Annotated in this window: 8 protein-coding genes, 4 tRNA genes, 1 pseudogene and 1 riboswitch; of the genes and pseudogenes, 9 read left to right on the forward strand and 4 right to left on the reverse strand. The window is 71.5% G+C overall.

Annotated elements, in window-relative coordinates; genetic code table 11:
• Nucleotides 1-2 precede the first annotated feature (2 nt).
• Nucleotides 3-3,956: an ATP-dependent RNA helicase HrpA gene (gene hrpA, locus AC4BDD_RS15695; RefSeq protein ID WP_490686060.1), complete on the reverse strand. Its 3,954-nt coding sequence runs from the start codon at nucleotides 3,954-3,956 to the stop codon at nucleotides 3-5.
• A 182-nt stretch (nucleotides 3,957-4,138) separates the two neighbouring features.
• Between hrpA and AC4BDD_RS15700 the strand changes: the two genes are divergently transcribed.
• Nucleotides 4,139-5,239, forward strand: coding sequence for an ABC-2 transporter permease (locus AC4BDD_RS15700; RefSeq protein ID WP_490686061.1), 1,101 nt, complete (start codon nucleotides 4,139-4,141; stop codon nucleotides 5,237-5,239).
• Nucleotides 5,240-5,358: 119 nt separating this feature from the next.
• Nucleotides 5,359-6,582 (forward strand): amidohydrolase family protein, encoded by a 1,224-nt coding sequence (locus AC4BDD_RS15705; RefSeq protein ID WP_490686062.1) that lies wholly within the window; start codon nucleotides 5,359-5,361, stop codon nucleotides 6,580-6,582.
• Nucleotides 6,583-6,734: 152 nt separating this feature from the next.
• On the opposite strand, the gene AC4BDD_RS15710 is transcribed toward AC4BDD_RS15705, so the two are convergent.
• From AC4BDD_RS15710 to AC4BDD_RS15720, 3 genes are all read right to left on the reverse strand, one after another.
• Nucleotides 6,735-6,811, reverse strand: a tRNA-Phe gene (locus AC4BDD_RS15710).
• 23 nt (nucleotides 6,812-6,834) lie between these two features.
• A tRNA-Asp gene (locus AC4BDD_RS15715) sits at nucleotides 6,835-6,909 on the reverse strand.
• A gap of 38 nt (nucleotides 6,910-6,947) precedes the next feature.
• Nucleotides 6,948-7,020 (reverse strand) — tRNA-Glu (locus AC4BDD_RS15720).
• A 242-nt stretch (nucleotides 7,021-7,262) separates the two neighbouring features.
• Between AC4BDD_RS15720 and AC4BDD_RS15725 the strand changes: the two genes are divergently transcribed.
• The 7 genes and pseudogenes from AC4BDD_RS15725 to AC4BDD_RS15755 all read left to right on the forward strand — a co-directional run bounded on the left by AC4BDD_RS15725 (nucleotide 7,263) and on the right by AC4BDD_RS15755 (nucleotide 15,179).
• Nucleotides 7,263-7,613: a metallopeptidase family protein gene (locus AC4BDD_RS15725; protein WP_490686063.1), complete on the forward strand. Its 351-nt coding sequence runs from the start codon at nucleotides 7,263-7,265 to the stop codon at nucleotides 7,611-7,613.
• Nucleotides 7,614-7,699: 86 nt separating this feature from the next.
• Complete coding sequence (locus tag AC4BDD_RS15730; protein WP_490686064.1) at nucleotides 7,700-8,284, forward strand: hypothetical protein; 585 nt, start codon at nucleotides 7,700-7,702, stop codon at nucleotides 8,282-8,284.
• Between the two features lie 257 nt (nucleotides 8,285-8,541).
• Entirely contained in the window at nucleotides 8,542-10,914 is a 2,373-nt protein-coding gene (locus AC4BDD_RS15735) for a DEAD/DEAH box helicase (protein WP_490686065.1), read from the forward strand.
• Between the two features lie 236 nt (nucleotides 10,915-11,150).
• Nucleotides 11,151-11,223: transfer RNA gene (locus tag AC4BDD_RS15740), tRNA-Lys, on the forward strand.
• A 326-nt stretch (nucleotides 11,224-11,549) separates the two neighbouring features.
• A pseudogene (locus AC4BDD_RS15745) lies at nucleotides 11,550-12,053 on the forward strand (DoxX family protein); the annotation flags it as partial.
• A 511-nt stretch (nucleotides 12,054-12,564) separates the two neighbouring features.
• Nucleotides 12,565-13,335, forward strand: a complete 771-nt coding sequence (locus AC4BDD_RS15750) for a DUF6227 family protein (protein WP_490686066.1) — start codon at nucleotides 12,565-12,567, stop codon at nucleotides 13,333-13,335.
• Nucleotides 13,336-13,794: 459 nt separating this feature from the next.
• Nucleotides 13,795-13,956: riboswitch (cyclic di-AMP (ydaO/yuaA leader) on the forward strand.
• Nucleotides 13,957-13,967: 11 nt separating this feature from the next.
• Nucleotides 13,968-15,179: a M23 family metallopeptidase gene (locus AC4BDD_RS15755; RefSeq protein WP_490686067.1), complete on the forward strand. Its 1,212-nt coding sequence runs from the start codon at nucleotides 13,968-13,970 to the stop codon at nucleotides 15,177-15,179.
• Nucleotides 15,180-15,286: the final 107 nt, after the last annotated feature.

Raw genomic sequence — 15,286 nt, forward strand, 5'->3', positions numbered from 1 at the left:
GCTCAGGGCGCCACCGCGTCGATCGCCTTCACGATGCGCTTGTCCGACACCGGATACGCGGTACCCAGCGCGTGCGCGAAGTAGCTGACCCGCAGCTCCTCGATCATCCAGCGGATCTCCAGGGCCTCGCGCGGCACCGGGCGCCCCTGCGGGAACTGCTCCAGCAGCCACGCGTACTCGTCCTGCATCTCCCGCACCTTCGCCATCCGGGTGCGGTCCCGCTCCGCGTTGGACGGCAGCTGCTGCAGGCGCCGGTCTACGGCCACCAGATAGCGCATCAGGTCCGGCAGCCTGCGCACCCCGTGCGCGGTCACGAAGCCGGGCTTCATCAGCTCGGCCAGCTGCTCCTTGACGTCCGTCAGGGACGCCAGCAGCACCGGACTGGTGGTGGCCTTCAGCCGGCGCTCACAGGACTGCCAGGCGGCCAGCACCTCCTGGACCTTCCGGATGGTGTCCAGCGTGACGTCGGTGATGTCGGCGCGCACCGCGTCGAAGAGCTTGCGGAACGCCTCCTCGTCCCAGGCCGGGCCGCCACGGGCGGCGATCAGCCGGTCGGCCGCCGCCGCGACGCAGTCCTCGAAGAGCGCCTGGACACTGCCGTGCGGAGTGCGGGCCAGCGCCAGCTTCGCGCTGTTGCTCAGCTTGTCCTGGGCGAACTTCGCCGGGTTGGACGGCAGGTTGAGCATGATCAGGCGGCGGGTGCCGCGCCACATCGCCTGCTGCTGCTCGGCCTCGGTGTCGAAGAGCCGCACCGCGACGGACGTGCCCTCATCCACCAGCGCCGGATACGCCTTGACCGGCTGCCCGGCGCGCCGGGTCTCGAAGGTGCGCGGCAGGGCGCCGATGGTCCAGCCGGTCAGCCCGGTGCGCTGCTCGATGCCGGTGCCTTCCTTGGACGTCTCGAAGGCCTTGGAGATCGCGGCCCGGGTCTTCGGCTTGAGCCGCAGCCGCAGCGCCTCCAGGTCCTTGTCCTCGGCGAGGTTGCGGCGCCGCTCGTCGACGACCCGGAAGGTGATCTTCAGGTGGTCCGGGACCTTGGCCGGGTCCCAGTCCTCCGCCTCGATCTTCACGCCGACCATCCGCTGGAGCTCGCGGCCCAGCGCCACCGTCAGCGGCTCGTCGAGAGGGATCGCGCTTTCCAGAAAGCGCTTGGCGTAGTTGGGCGCCGGGACGTAGTGGCGGCGCACCGGCTTGGGCAGGGAGCGGATCAGCTCGGTCACCAGGTCCTCGCGCAGGCCCGGGATCTGCCAGTCGAAGCCGTCGGAGGTGACCTGGTTGAGCACCTGGAGCGGGATGTGGACCGTCACGCCGTCCGCGTCCGTGCCCGGCTCGAACTGGTACGTCACCTTGAACTTGAGCTTCCCCTGCCGCCAGGAGTCCGGATAGTCGTCCTTGGTGACGCCTTCCGCCCGCTCGTTGATGAGCATCGACTTCTCGAAATTGAGAAGCTCCGGCTCCTCGCGGCGCTTGTGCTTCCACCAGGAGTCGAAATGCGCGCCGGAGACGACATGCTCAGGAATGCGCTGATCGTAGAAATCGAAGAGCGTCTCGTCGTCCACCAGGATGTCGCGGCGCCGCGCCCGGTGTTCCAACTCCTCCACCTCGCCGAGGAGTTTGCGGTTGTCGTGGAAGAACTGGTGGTGGGTGCGCCAGTCGCCTTCCACCAGCGCGTTGCGGATGAACAGGTCGCGGCTGGTCTCCGGGTCGATCCGGCCGTAGTTCACCTTCCGCTGGGCGACGATCGGCACGCCGTAGAGCGTCACCCGCTCGTACGCCATCACGGCCGCCTGCTTCTGCTCCCAGTGCGGCTCGCTGTACGTCCGCTTCACCAGGTGCTGCGCGAGCGGCTCGATCCACTCCGGCTCGATCTTGGCGTTGACCCGCGCCCACAGCCGGGAGGTCTCCACCAGCTCCGCCGACATGATCCAGCGCGGCGGCTTCTTGAACAGCGCCGAGCCGGGGAAGACCGCGAACTTGGCGCTGCGCGCGCCCAGGTATTCGTTGCCCTTCGTGGTCTCCTTGGCGCCCTCCACGCCGGCGTTCTTCAGCCCGACGTGGGAGAGCAGCCCGGCCAGCAGCGCGGTGTGGATGTGCTCCGGCGCCGCGTCCTGCTCGCTGAGGTGGATTCCCATGGACTTGGCGACCGTACGCAGCTGGCTGTAGATGTCCTGCCATTCGCGTATGCGGAGGTAGTTCAGGTACTCGCCGCGGCACATCCGCCGGAAGGCCGAGGAGGACAGCGCCTTCTGCTGCTCGCGGACGTACTTCCACAAATTGAGGAAGGCGAGGAAGTCGGAGGTCTCGTCCTTGAAACGGGCGTGGCTCTGGTCGGCCTGCTGCTGCTTGTCCGAGGGCCGCTCGCGCGGGTCCTGGATGGACAGCGCGGCCGCGATCACCATGACCTCGCGCACGCAGCCGGTGCGGTCGGCCTCCAGCACCATCCGGGCCAGACGGGGGTCGACCGGCAGCTGGGAGAGCTTCCGCCCGGTGGGGGTGAGCCGCTTCTTCGGGTCCTTCTGCTGGCTGTCCAGCGCGCCCAGCTCCTCCAGGAGCTGCACGCCGTCCTTGATGTTGCGGCGGTCCGGCGGGTCGATGAAGGGGAACTTCTCGATGTCGCCGAGGCCGGCCGCGGTCATCTGGAGGATGACGGAGGCGAGATTGGTGCGGAGGATCTCCGCGTCCGTGAACTCGGGACGGGAGAGGAAGTCGTCCTCGGAGTACAGCCGGATGCAGATGCCGTCGCTGGTGCGCCCGCAGCGGCCCTTGCGCTGGTTGGCGCTGGCCTGGCTGATCGGCTCGATCGGCAGCCGCTGCACCTTGGTGCGGTAGCTGTAGCGCGAGATACGGGCCATGCCGGTGTCGATGACGTACCGGATGCCGGGCACGGTCAGCGAGGTCTCGGCGACGTTCGTGGCGAGCACGATGCGCCGCCCGGTGTGCCGCTGGAAGACGCGGTGCTGCTCGGCGTGCGACAGCCGGGCGTACAGCGGCAGCACCTCGGTGTTGCGGAGCTGCTGCTTGTTGAGCGCGTCCGCGGTGTCCCGGATCTCCCGCTCGCCGGAGAGGAAGACCAGGATGTCGCCCGGCCCCTCGGCCTGGAGTTCGTCGACCGCGTCGCAGATCGCGGTGATCTGGTCGCGGTCGGCGTCCTCGCCGCCCTCTTCGAGGAGGGGCCGGTAGCGCACCTCCACCGGGTACGTACGGCCCGAGACCTCGATGATCGGCGCGTCCCCGAAATGCCGGGAGAACCGCTCCGGGTCGATGGTCGCGGAGGTGATGACGACCTTCAGGTCGGGGCGGCGCGGCAGCAGCTGCGCCAGATAGCCCAGGATGAAGTCGATGTTGAGGCTGCGCTCGTGTGCCTCGTCGATGATGATCGTGTCGTACTGGCGCAGCTCGCGGTCGGTCTGGATCTCGGCGAGCAGGATGCCGTCCGTCATGAGCTTGATGTGGGTGTCCTGGCTCACCTGATCGGTGAACCGGATCTTCCAGCCGACGGATTCGCCCAGCGGGGTGCGCAGCTCCTCGGCCACCCGCTCGGCGACCGTGCGGGCGGCGATCCGGCGCGGCTGGGTGTGCCCGATCAGGCCCCGCACGCCACGCCCCAGCTCCAGGCAGATCTTGGGGATCTGGGTCGTCTTGCCGGAGCCGGTCTCGCCCGCGACGATCACGACCTGGTGATCCCGGATGGCCTCCAGGATCGCGTCCTTGCGCTGGCTGACCGGCAGCGCCTCGGGATAGCTGATGCCGGGCACGGCGGCGCGGCGACCGGCCACCCGCGCCTGCGCCTGCTCGATGTCGGCCGCGATCTCGGCGACCACTGCCGCGCGGGCCTCGGGTTTGCGGATCCGCCGCGCGCCGTCGAGCCGGCGCCCCAGCCGCTGCTCATCGCGCAGCATCAGCTCGGGGAGCCGCTCCAGGAGGGCGGGGAGTGTGGGGGCAGGCGTAGTGGACATACGGGATCCAGGATCTCACCTCGCCGAAACGGCTGGCGAACCATTTCTGCCCGGACCGATCCGCGCTGGTCGCGACCGGTCCCGGCACGTGTCGCGACGTTCACGACCGGTTCGTCCCGACCTCGGGGCAGTTCGGGCTAGTCCGGGAAGTATGCCGGAGATGCGTGTCTTAGCGTGAGCCCATGGGTGAAGCTCAGGGGCCGGAGGCCGATCTTCCTGTCGATCAGCCGGGGCGCCGGCGAGGGGCGGCGCGGTGGTCGGCCTTCACCCGGTCCCCCTTCTTCCCGGCCGTCGTGCTCACCCTGATCCTGGCCGCGGCCGCCGGCCTCTTCGCCGGTTCGTACACCTACGCCATGGCGAACCCGACACCGCACCGCATCCCGGTCGCGATCACCGGCGGACACGGCGCCGCCCGCGGTCAGGCGTTCATCGCGGGCATGGAGAAGGCCCTCGACGCCTCGCTGCGCCTGCACCGGTACGACGACTATCCGGCCGCCCGGGAGGCGGTGGAGGAACAGGAGGTCTTCGCGGTGATCCGGGTGCGCGGCGAGCGTGTCCGGCTCGACGTCTCCGGCGCTTCCGGCGCCTCGGTCGCCGACCTGCTCGCCACCGCCGGCCCCCGGGTGGGGCGCGCGCTGGGCCTGCCGGTGACGGTCCGCGACATCAACCCCCTGCAAGAGGGTGACCCGCGCGGCCTCGCCCTCTTCTACATCTCGCTCGCCGCCGTGATCATCGGCTTCGTCGGCGCGATCCAGATGAGCGTCCACGCCCGCGCCCTCAATCCGGCCGAGCGCGTCGCCTTCACCGCCGGCTACGCGCTGCTCGGCGCCTTCGCGATCGCGGCGGTCGTCGACTGGGGGCTGGACGCCCTCGACCTGCCGTTCGCCGAGTCGTGGCTGATCCTGGCGCTCACCCTCTTCGCCTCCGGCATGGTCTTCTCGATGTTCAACGTGCTGATCGGCCGCTGGGCGATGCTCCCCACCTGGGGGCTGATGGTGCTGCTCGGGAACCCGTCCTCCGGCGGCGCGGTCTCCTGGCCGCTGCTGCCCTCCCCGATGGGTGAGATCGGCCGCTGGCTGCCGCCGGGCGCCTCGGTCAACGCCCAGCACACCGCGGTCTACTTCGGCGACCACCAGCACGCCTTCCCGTTCCTGGTGCTGGGCGCCTGGGCCGTGGTGGCCACCGCGGTCTTCTGGACCTGGCGGCACCGCCACCCGGGCGGCCGCGAAGCGCCGGACGAAGAGACGGAGCCCGCCCAGGCGGCGGACGGAGCGGGCGCCTGAGCGCGCGGCCACCGGCGGCCGCGAAAGCGCGGCGCCACGCGCCGCCCCTTGTGGGCCTCGGCGCTTCTCCCTAACCTCAAAGCTGACGGTCCGTCAGATTCAAGGTGAGGGGTAGGCCCATGTCTCAGGCGCCGCACCACGACACCGCCGAGGTGCCCCTGGTCATCAGCGTGGACGACCACGTGATCGAGCCCGCGCACCTCTTCGAGACCTGGCTCCCGGCGAAGTACCGGGACCGCGGTCCCAAGCCGCTCACCGCCGGGATCGGCGAGCTGGCGTACGTCGGCGGGAAGTACCGGATCACCACCGACCCGGACGGCCCGCTCACCGACTGGTGGGAGTACGAGGGCGGCCTCTTCCCGTACAAGCGGATCATCGCGGCCGTCGGCTTCTCCCGCGACGAGATGACGCTGGAGGGCATCACCCGGGAGCAGATGCGGCGCGGCTGCTGGGATCCGAAGGCCCGGCTGGCGGACATGGACCTGAACCATGTCGAGGCGTCGCTGTGCTTCCCGACCTTTCCGCGCTTCTGCGGGCAGACCTTCGCCGAGGCAGCCGACAAGGAGGTCGGCCTGGCCTGCGTCCGCGCCTACAACGACTGGATGGTCGAGGAATGGTGCGGCGACAGCGGCGGCCGCCTCATCCCGCTGTGCCTGATCCCGTTGTGGGACGTGGGGCTGGCGGTGGCCGAGATCCGCCGGAACGCCGCACGCGGGGTGCGGGCGGTGACCTTCAGCGAGATCCCCACCTACCTCGGCCTCCCCAGCATCCACAGCGGCTACTGGGACCCGTTCTTCGCCGAGTGCGAGGCGACGGGGACGGTGGTGTGCATGCACATCGGCTCCTCCTCGCAGATGCCGGCCGCCTCCCCGGACGCTCCGCCGGCCGTGCAGGCGTCGCTGAGCTTCAACAACGCGATGGCGTCGATGACGGACTTCCTCTTCAGCGGCGTGCTGGTGCGCTTCCCGCGGCTGAAGCTGGCGTACGCCGAGGGACAGATGGGCTGGATCCCGTACGCGCTGGAGCGCGCGGACGACGTCTGGCGGGAGCACCGGGCCTGGGGCGGGGTCCGCGACCTGATCCCCGAGCCGCCCTCCACCTACTACTACCGGCAGATCTACTGCTGCTTCTTCCGCGACAAGCACGGCATCACCGCGCTCGACACCGTCGGCGTCGACAACGCCACCTTCGAGACCGACTACCCGCACGTCGACTCCACCTGGCCCCATACCAAGCAGGTAGCGGCCGAACACGTCGCCGGCCTGCCCGCCGAGATCGCGTACAAGCTGCTGCGCGGCAACGCCATCCGGATGCTGGAGCTGGACTTCGACCGGGCCCGGTGAGGGGCGGCTCACCGAACGTCGTCGTCCGCTACGGCGACCGGGTGAGCGGCTCGGCTGAGAGCTCTGAGAGCCGTCGGGGTACGCGGTGGCGTCGCGCAACCAAAATGCCCGTCCCAAGTGATCTTGGAACGGGCATTTGTGCTTTTCAGCTGTGGTGGCTGGGGCCGGGGTCGAACCGGCGACCTTCCGCTTTTCAGGCGGACGCTCGTACCAACTGAGCTACCCAGCCACGTCGCCCACGAAGGGCGACAGCGGTCCTGACGGGATTTGAACCCGCGGCCTCCACCTTGACAGGGTGGCGAGCACTCCAAACTGCTCCACAGGACCAAGCTCGTGCGAGAACTAGTCTCGCACATGGTGTTGCGTGCCCCCAACGGGATTCGAACCCGTGCTACCGCCTTGAAAGGGCGGCGTCCTGGGCCACTAGACGATGAGGGCTGATGGCCCACCTGTTGCGCCTTCCGGCGCCGTCGGGGACGTGAGAAGCATATGGGATGCCGGGGAGGTTCGCCAAAACGGTTTGGCGGCGAGGTGGCCAGCGGCGATGTTCCCGTGGGGTCGGCGGCGAGATTCCCTGTGGCGGCGGCGACGCTCCCGTGTGGCCGGCGGTGACGCTCCCCGGCGGGCCGAGACCGGTCGCCGCGCTGCGCCGCGCCGCGCGGCTGGCTGACAATGGCGGCGTGCTGGAGATGACGCGCGAGGAGTTCGAGGAGCTGGTCGCCGAGGCGCTGGACCGCATCCCGCCGGAGCTGACGCGGCTGATGGACAACGTCGCGGTGTTCGTGGAGGACGAGCCGCCGACGGATGATCCGGAGCTGCTGGGGCTGTACGAGGGAACGCCGCTGACCGACCGGGGGGAGTGGTACGCGGGGGTGCTGCCCGACCGGATCACGATCTACCGGGGGCCGACGCTGCGGATGTGCGAGTCGCGGGAGGACGTGGTCACCGAGACGGAGGTCACGGTGGTCCATGAGATCGCCCATCACTTCGGCATCGACGACGAGAGACTGCACGACCTCGGATACGGGTGAGGGGAGTCCCTGGGCGCGCGTGTCCTGGGCGGTGCGGGGCCAGTTGGGCAGGGGACTGACCCCCGCGGCCTGGAGGTGGCCCGCTCATGCCTGGAATGTCCGTACCGTCACCCCGCGTCGCGGCGCGCATCGCTGCGGCGATGGTCGCCGCCGTGGCGCTGGGGGGCTGCATGAGCGTGTCCGGGGACGCCGGGAAGCCGGCTCCGCGAGGCAGTGGCGGGCACAGTGGGCGCACGGCGGAGCCCGGCGGGGAAGGGTGGATCCCCGACCGGGTGGTCCGCGGTGCGGACGGCACGGGCCCGGACGGGAAGCGGCGCGGCGAGCGGGACGCTGACGAGAAGGGCGAGAAGGGCAAGAAGAAGGGGGCGTCCGCCTCGCCGTCGGCCTCCGAGTCGCCGGACGGAGGGGAGAAGCCCGACGGTGATGCGTCCACATCGCCCGGCAAGGGTGGAGCCTCGCCGTCCGCCACGCCGCCCGCGCCCCGGCCCTCGCGCCCGGCCACCCCGGTGCCGAGCACCCCCGCGCCGCAGCCGACCGACCCCGGCCCCGGGCCGTCGTCGCCCGAGCCCACTCCGGGTGATTCCGGCGGCGCCGGTGGTTCGGGCGGCACGGGCGACACCGGGGGTCAGAGCGGGAGCGGGGGGCCGTCCGGCGAGGGCGGCGGCGAGTAGGGCGGCGGGCGCGGGAATAACAGGCGGCGCCCGGACGCTGTGCCAGAAGCCACAGTGCACCCGTGCGAGTGAATTTGCTTCACGGCGGTGGGGGTGCGTATGCTGGCAGATCGTTTGATCCCATTTGCCCGGCGCCAAACCGAAGCGCGCCGCGTGGCGCGTTCCTTACCTTGCCGTGGCTGACCGCATTGAGGCGGTCTTTTGCGAAACACGGAGCTTGGGCGCGTGCCGAGACTCCGGAAGGTTTCGCATTTCGCATGTCCATTTCCACTGATCACTCCGTCATGCCCGCCGACAGTGTCGACACCGAGTCCGTAAGCACCGAGCCGGCGGCGACCGAGGTCGTCGAGGCCGTCGAGATCGCTGAGGCCGTCGAGGCCGCGGAGATCGCCGAGTCGGCTGAATCCGCCGAGTCCACCGAGGACGAGCAGGCGGCGGAGACGCCTCAGATCACCTTCGCGGACCTCGGCCTGCCCGAGCACATCGTCCGCAAGCTGGCGCAGAACGGCGTGACCACCCCCTTCCCGATCCAGGCCGCGACCATCCCGGACGCCCTGGCCGGCAAGGACATCCTGGGCCGCGGCCGTACCGGCTCCGGCAAGACCCTCTCCTTCGGCCTGCCGCTGCTGACCACGCTGGCCGGCGGCCACACCGAGAAGAAGCGCCCGCGGGGCCTGATCCTCACCCCGACCCGCGAGCTCGCCATGCAGGTGAGCGACGCCCTCCAGCCGTACGGCGATGTGCTGGGCCTCAAGCTCAAGGTCGTCTGCGGCGGTACCTCGATGGGCAACCAGATCTACGCCCTGGAGCGCGGCGTCGACATCCTCGTCGCCACCCCGGGCCGACTGCGCGACATCATCGACCGCGGCGCCGCCTCCCTGGACCGGGTGCAGGTCGCCGTCCTGGACGAGGCGGACCAGATGGCCGACATGGGCTTCCTGCCCGAGGTCACCGAGATCCTCGACCTGGTGCCGCAGGGCGGCCAGCGGCTGCTGTTCTCCGCGACGCTGGAGAACGAGATCGACACCCTGGTCAAGCGCTACCTGGTCAACCCCATCACCCATGAGGTCGACCCCTCCGCCGGCGCCGTCTCGACCATGACCCACCACGTCCTCGTGGTGAAGCCGAAGGACAAGGCCCCGGTCACCGCCGCCATCGCGGCGCGCAAGGGCCGCACCATCATCTTCGTCCGCACCCAGCTGGGCGCCGACCGGGTCGCCGAGCAGCTGCGCGACGCGGGCGTCCGGGCCGACGCGCTGCACGGCGGCATGACGCAGGGCGCGCGGACCCGCACCCTGGCCGACTTCAAGGACGGCTACGTCAACGTCCTGGTCGCCACCGACGTCGCCGCCCGCGGCATCCACGTCGACGGCATCGACCTGGTGCTCAACGTCGACCCGGCCGGCGACCACAAGGACTACCTGCACCGCAGCGGCCGCACCGCGCGCGCCGGGCAGAGCGGCACCGTCGTCTCGCTCGCCCTCCCGCACCAGCGGCGGCAGATCTTCCGCCTGATGGAGGACGCGGGCGTCGACGCCTCGCGCCACATCGTCGGCGGCGCCGGCGCGTTCGACGAGGACGTGGCCCGTATCACCGGTGCGCGTTCGCTCACCGAGGTGCAGGCGGAGTCGGCGGCGAACGCCGCCAAGCAGGCCGAGCGCGAGGTGCAGCAGCTCACCCGCGAGCTGGAGAAGGTGACGCGTCGCGCCACCGAGCTGCGCGAGGAGGCCGACCGGCTCTCCGCGCGCGCCGCCCGCGAGCGCGGCGAGGACCCGCAGGCGGCCGTCGCCGTCGGCGAGCAGGCCGCCGACGCCGCCCCCTCCGTGACCGCCGTGGTGCTGCCGGAGCAGGCCGCCGCGCCGGAGGCCGAGACCGTCGCCGCGGACGAGGCGCCGCGTCGTACCACCGGCTACGAGCGCCGCGACGACCGTGGCAACTTCGAGCGCCGGGACGAGCGCGGCAACTTCGAGCGCCGCGACCGTGACCGGGACCGTCGTGATGACCGTCCGTTCAACCGTGACCGGCGGGACGAGCGGGGCGGCAGCGGCTTCGGCCGTGACCGTGACCGCGACCGTGGCTTCGGCCGCGACCGCGATGGTGGCCGGGAGCGTCGTGACGACCGCCCGTTCAACCGCGACCGCCGGGACGGCGACCGTGGCGGCTTCGGCGGCGGCCGCTCGTACGAGCGCCGGGACGACCGTGGCTTCGGCCGCGACCGTGACCGCGATGGTGGCCGGGAGCGTCGTGACGACCGCCCGTTCAACCGTGACCGGCGGGACGAGCGGGGCGGCAGCGGCTTCGGCCGTGACCGCGACCGTGGCTTCGGCCGCGACCGCGACGGTGGCGAGCGCGGCTTCGGCCGGGACGGCGGCGACCGCGGCGGCTTCAACCGCGACCGTCGCGACGACCGCGCCGGGCGCCCGTTCGAGCGCCGCGACCACGGCCACCGCGACCACAACCACCGTGGCGGGGACCGCCCGTTCAGCCGCGACCGCCGGGATGAGCGTCCGTTCAACCGCGACCGTCGTGACGACCGTCCGGCCCGTCGCGACGACCACCGCGGCGGTGCGACCGGCAGCCGTCCCTTCGACCGCCGCGCCGACAAGCCGCGCTGGAAGCGCAACGGCTGATCCCGACTCGGACTGAACGACGACCGAGGATCTGGAGATAGATCGGCAGGTCGACGTCGAAGGACGTAGCGTGCGCGAAGGCCCGTACGACATGAAGATGTGTCGTACGGGCCTTCGTGCGCCGCTGGCAAGTCCGGTCGAGGACCGCCCAGTTGGGCGGTCCCGAGCAGCCGGCGCGGCTTCGGGACGGTATTGGCTCGGGGCTTTGCCGTCGGCCGGGCTATGCTGCGTTGTGCGGGTCATTAGCTCAATTGGCAGAGCAGTGGACTTTTAATCCATTGGTTCAGGGTTCGAGCCCCTGATGACCCACCGGATGCGAGGCCCCGACTGGGCCTGACCATCGAACATGAGCCCCGGCCAGGACGAATGGCCGGGGCTCCTCGGTTTTTCGGGCCCGCGGTGGGCGTGGCGCGGCCGCTCGAATGGCCCAGTTACGAAGGTGCGCGCGGCCGGGGCCGCACAGACTGGGGGCTGGACCGGGCTGCGGGCGATCTCCGCACGTCCCGATGGACCGTACGGACCGACCCCCGTCCCGCACGGACTGGCTCTCGTCTCGTACGGACTCGTCCTCGGGCGGGCCCCTGTGCGGGCCCCCTGCGGCTGGGACTCCGACCGCCCCTCGAACGGGAACTGCCATGTCGATGACGTACCGCAAGGACCTCGGACTGCTCGTGCTGCGGCTCGGTGCGGGCGGCGTGCTCTTCGCGCACGGCGCGCAGAAGCTGTTCGGCTGGTTCGGCGGCCAGGGTCTGGAGGGCACCGGCCGGGCCATGGAGCACATGGGCTTCACTCCGGGGCGCCCGAGCGCGCTCGGGGCGGGGTTGGGCGAGGCGGGCGGCGGGCTGCTGCTCGCCGCCGGTCTGGCGACCCCGGCCGCCGGCGCGGCGGCCGCGGGGGCGATGTCGGGCGCGGTGTCCGTCCACGCCCCGGCCGGGTTCTTCAGCGCGGCCGGGGGCTACGAGTATCCGGCGTTCCTCGGCTTTGTGGCCGCGGGGCTGGGGCTGGCCGGGCCCGGCCGGTACTCCCTCGACCGGGTCACCGGGCACTGCCTCAACCGCCCCTGGGTGCTCGTGTCGGCGTTCACGGCCAGCGCCGCGGCGGCGGCCGTCGTGGTCAGGCGCCGGGCGGCGACCGTCGCGGCGGCGAGCGGTCCGACCGGGGAGGGGCCGGGAGGGGAGGAACCGGAGCCGGAGGGGTCGGAACAGGAGGGGCCGGGGCCGGACGGTGCGGGCCCGGAAGGCACCGGGACGGAGATCGCGGGTCCGGACGGAGCGGGGCCGGACTGAGCGGGGCCGGACGGAGCGGGGCTGGAGAGAGCGGGTCCGGACGGTGCGGGACTGAGCCGGGATAGAGATCGCGGGTACGGACTGAGCGGGTCCGGACTGAGTGAGGCGGCAGGTCGCCCGATCCGGATGCGGAGCGCCCGGATCCGTCGATTTCCCGACTTCTCGGAGCGCCATCCTCCGGATCAGTCACCGCTCGGGTCCGCAGAGTGATGCTTCTGAGCCTCCTGGCGCAGATGTGAGTACCGAAGTCGTGTCAGGAGACAGCTTCTCGAAAGACCGCACGCGGGGTGTGTCTGCGCCGCTACGGTAAGTCGCGAATGGTCGCTGGGGGGCGCGGCGAGTCGATGGCCGGGAGGAGAGAGACATGGTGCATGCACAGGACGGCGGGACGCCCGCCGAGCATCTCGACGGGCTGCTGGCCCGCGCCCAGAACGGGTTCGAGATCGACGCGGCGGCGGTCACCACGCTGAGCGGCGCCCTGATGCACCAGACCGAGCTGCGTTCATGCCGCCAGTGCAACGAGCCGCCCGGCCCGCTCGGGTACAGCACCTTCCGACATATCTTCCTGCTCCCTGACGGCAGCAGCGGTGTGCTGTGGGAGCTGGAGCACAACACCGGCCCCGACGAGCGCCCGCTGTACGAGCTGTACGCCGACGAGGAGACCCTCCGGGCCGCTGAGCGCCGCGCATACGAGCGGACCGGAGGCAGCCGCTGGGAGGAGTTCGACGAGGCGCCGCTGTGGCTGCCCGACCAACTGCTGCACACCCCGCTGCCGCTGGACACCGCGCGTGCGTACGTGGCCGACAACTCCGCCGACCACGCGCGCCGGGTGCTGCGCCGCGCGGAGAACGACGACCGGCCGGGGGAGGAGGTCGAGCGGCTGCTGGAGAACGCGTTCGCGCACGACATCGCGCTCGCCCCCAAGCCGCGCCGCCGCACCGCCGGCCCGGACGCGACCTGGTGCCGCTTCTACGAGCACGCCTTCCTGCTCGCGGGTGGGGACGAGATCAGCCTCTGGGAGCTGGAGCACAACCTCACCAGTGACGGGCGGCTGGTGTGCGAGGTCTACCTCGACGAGGCCGCCGCCGAGCTGGCGGCGGACCGCCGGGCGCGCGCCCTCGGCGTCGAGCTCTGAGCCGTGACGCGCTGACGCCCGCCGTCACCTGCTGATGGCACTGTCTGCTGACGCCCGCCGTCACCTGCTGGCGCCCGCCGTCTGCTGATACCCGTCACTCCGCTGATGCCCGCTGTCTGCTGATGCCCGCCGTCGCGTCGCGGGCTCGGGCCCCGGCCGGATCGTCCGCCGGGGCCCGCCTTTCTGGGGCCGTCTTCCCGGGGCCGTCTTCCCGGCGAAGGCCGTCACCGTGCGTGTCCGGCCGCCACCCTCCGCATAACGATTGACGCACGATCAGCTCCTGGCCGTTTCAGCCGCGTATCTCTCATGGCGTCAATTCGCCCCGGGCTGCCCGAGAACATCCCGATAGGTGAGCGTCAAAGCTCCGTGGATTCCGGAGAACAGCTTGGAATAGCGTCGCGCCGTCTATTAACGTTCGATAACGCAGCGCGGTCGTCACAGCCGTCGCAGAGGCGGCACCGTGCGCCGTCGCCGAATCCCGCACGCACACTGCACCACCAGCAGCACCAAGGGAACCGGGGAACCACCAACCTTGGGGTGAATCGGGCCGAACCTGGCCCGTAGGAGACCTTCCTGCTCCGAACCCGTCAGCTAACCCGGTAGGCGAGAAGGAAGGAAAGGAGTACGCCCCCGTGGCGTCCAACAGGTCTGCCCTCGACGAGGCACCGCACGGCCCCGCCGGCTTCCCGCTCGGCCACGACTCCGGCCCCGACGCCACCGGAACCGACGCCTCCGCCGCGCCGGCCGCCACGGCCACCACCGCCACTGCCACGCTGCCGGCCATCGGCCCCGGTCCCGGGGCAGCGCCGTACGACGACGAGCCGTACGAGGAGTGGAACCCGACCGCCGAGTCCATCGCCCCCGTCCGCGGCCGGCACCGGGTCGTCAAGCAGCGCGGCGGCAGCATGGCGCGCAGCGGCGCGGTGCTCGGTGTCGGTGTCATCGCGGCGGTCGGCGCGGGTGGCATGGCGACCGCCAAGGACCGGCCCCAGGCTCCGATATCCATGCCGGATGTCGCGCACCTGATGGACGAGGCGCAGGACGCCCTGCCCGACGCCGAGGACCTGCCCGGCATCGGCCCGCTGATATCCGACGACTCATCCGGCTCCACCGCAAGCTCCCAGGGCTCCGCCCACCCCATCTCCCAGGCCGGGCTCACCGCCCAGGACAGGGCGCAGGGCTTCACCGACCCGGCCGAGGCACTGCGCGCCCGCATCATGCGGCAGGCCGAGCAGCAGCAGATCGGCGCTGACGCGGCCGAGCGGGAGGCGGCGGAGACGGCCGCGGCCGAGGCCGCCGTCAAGCAGGCCGCGGCGAAGAAGGCCGCGGAGGTCAAGAAGCAGGCCGCGGAGGCCGAGGCCAAGCGGGAGGCCGCGGCGGAGGCCAAGCGGAAGGCGGCGGAGGAGGCCCGGCGGAAGGCCGAGGCCGAGCGCCTCGCCAAGCTGGCCGCGTCCTACACCCTCCCGCTCGCCTCCTACACCCTCACCTCGTCCTTCGGTGAGGCCGGCGACATGTGGTCCGCCGACCACACCGGCCAGGACTTCGCCGCCCCGACCGGTACGCCGGTCAAGGCGGTGCACGGCGGCACGATCACCGAAGCCGGCTGGGCCGGTTCCTACGGCTACCGCATCGTGCTCACGCTCGAGGACGGCACCGAGATCTGGTACTGCCACCTGTCGTCGATGGTCCAGACGTCCGGCTCGGTGACCACCGGCGAGGTCATCGGCCGCGTCGGCGCCACCGGCAACGTCACCGGCCCGCACCTCCACTTGGAGGTCCGTCCGGGCGGCGGGGCCCCCATCGACCCGATGGGCTGGCTGCGCGAGCACGGCCAGAACCCCTGAGCCGCCCGAACCCCTGATCCGCCACCCCCCACCCCCACTCCCACCCCCCACACCCCCCCCACGCTTCCCCGATACGCCGACGGCCCTGGTGCTCTCTCCCCCCCCCT

The sequence above is a fragment of the Streptomyces sp. JLBT605 genome (genome assembly GCF_058215555.1).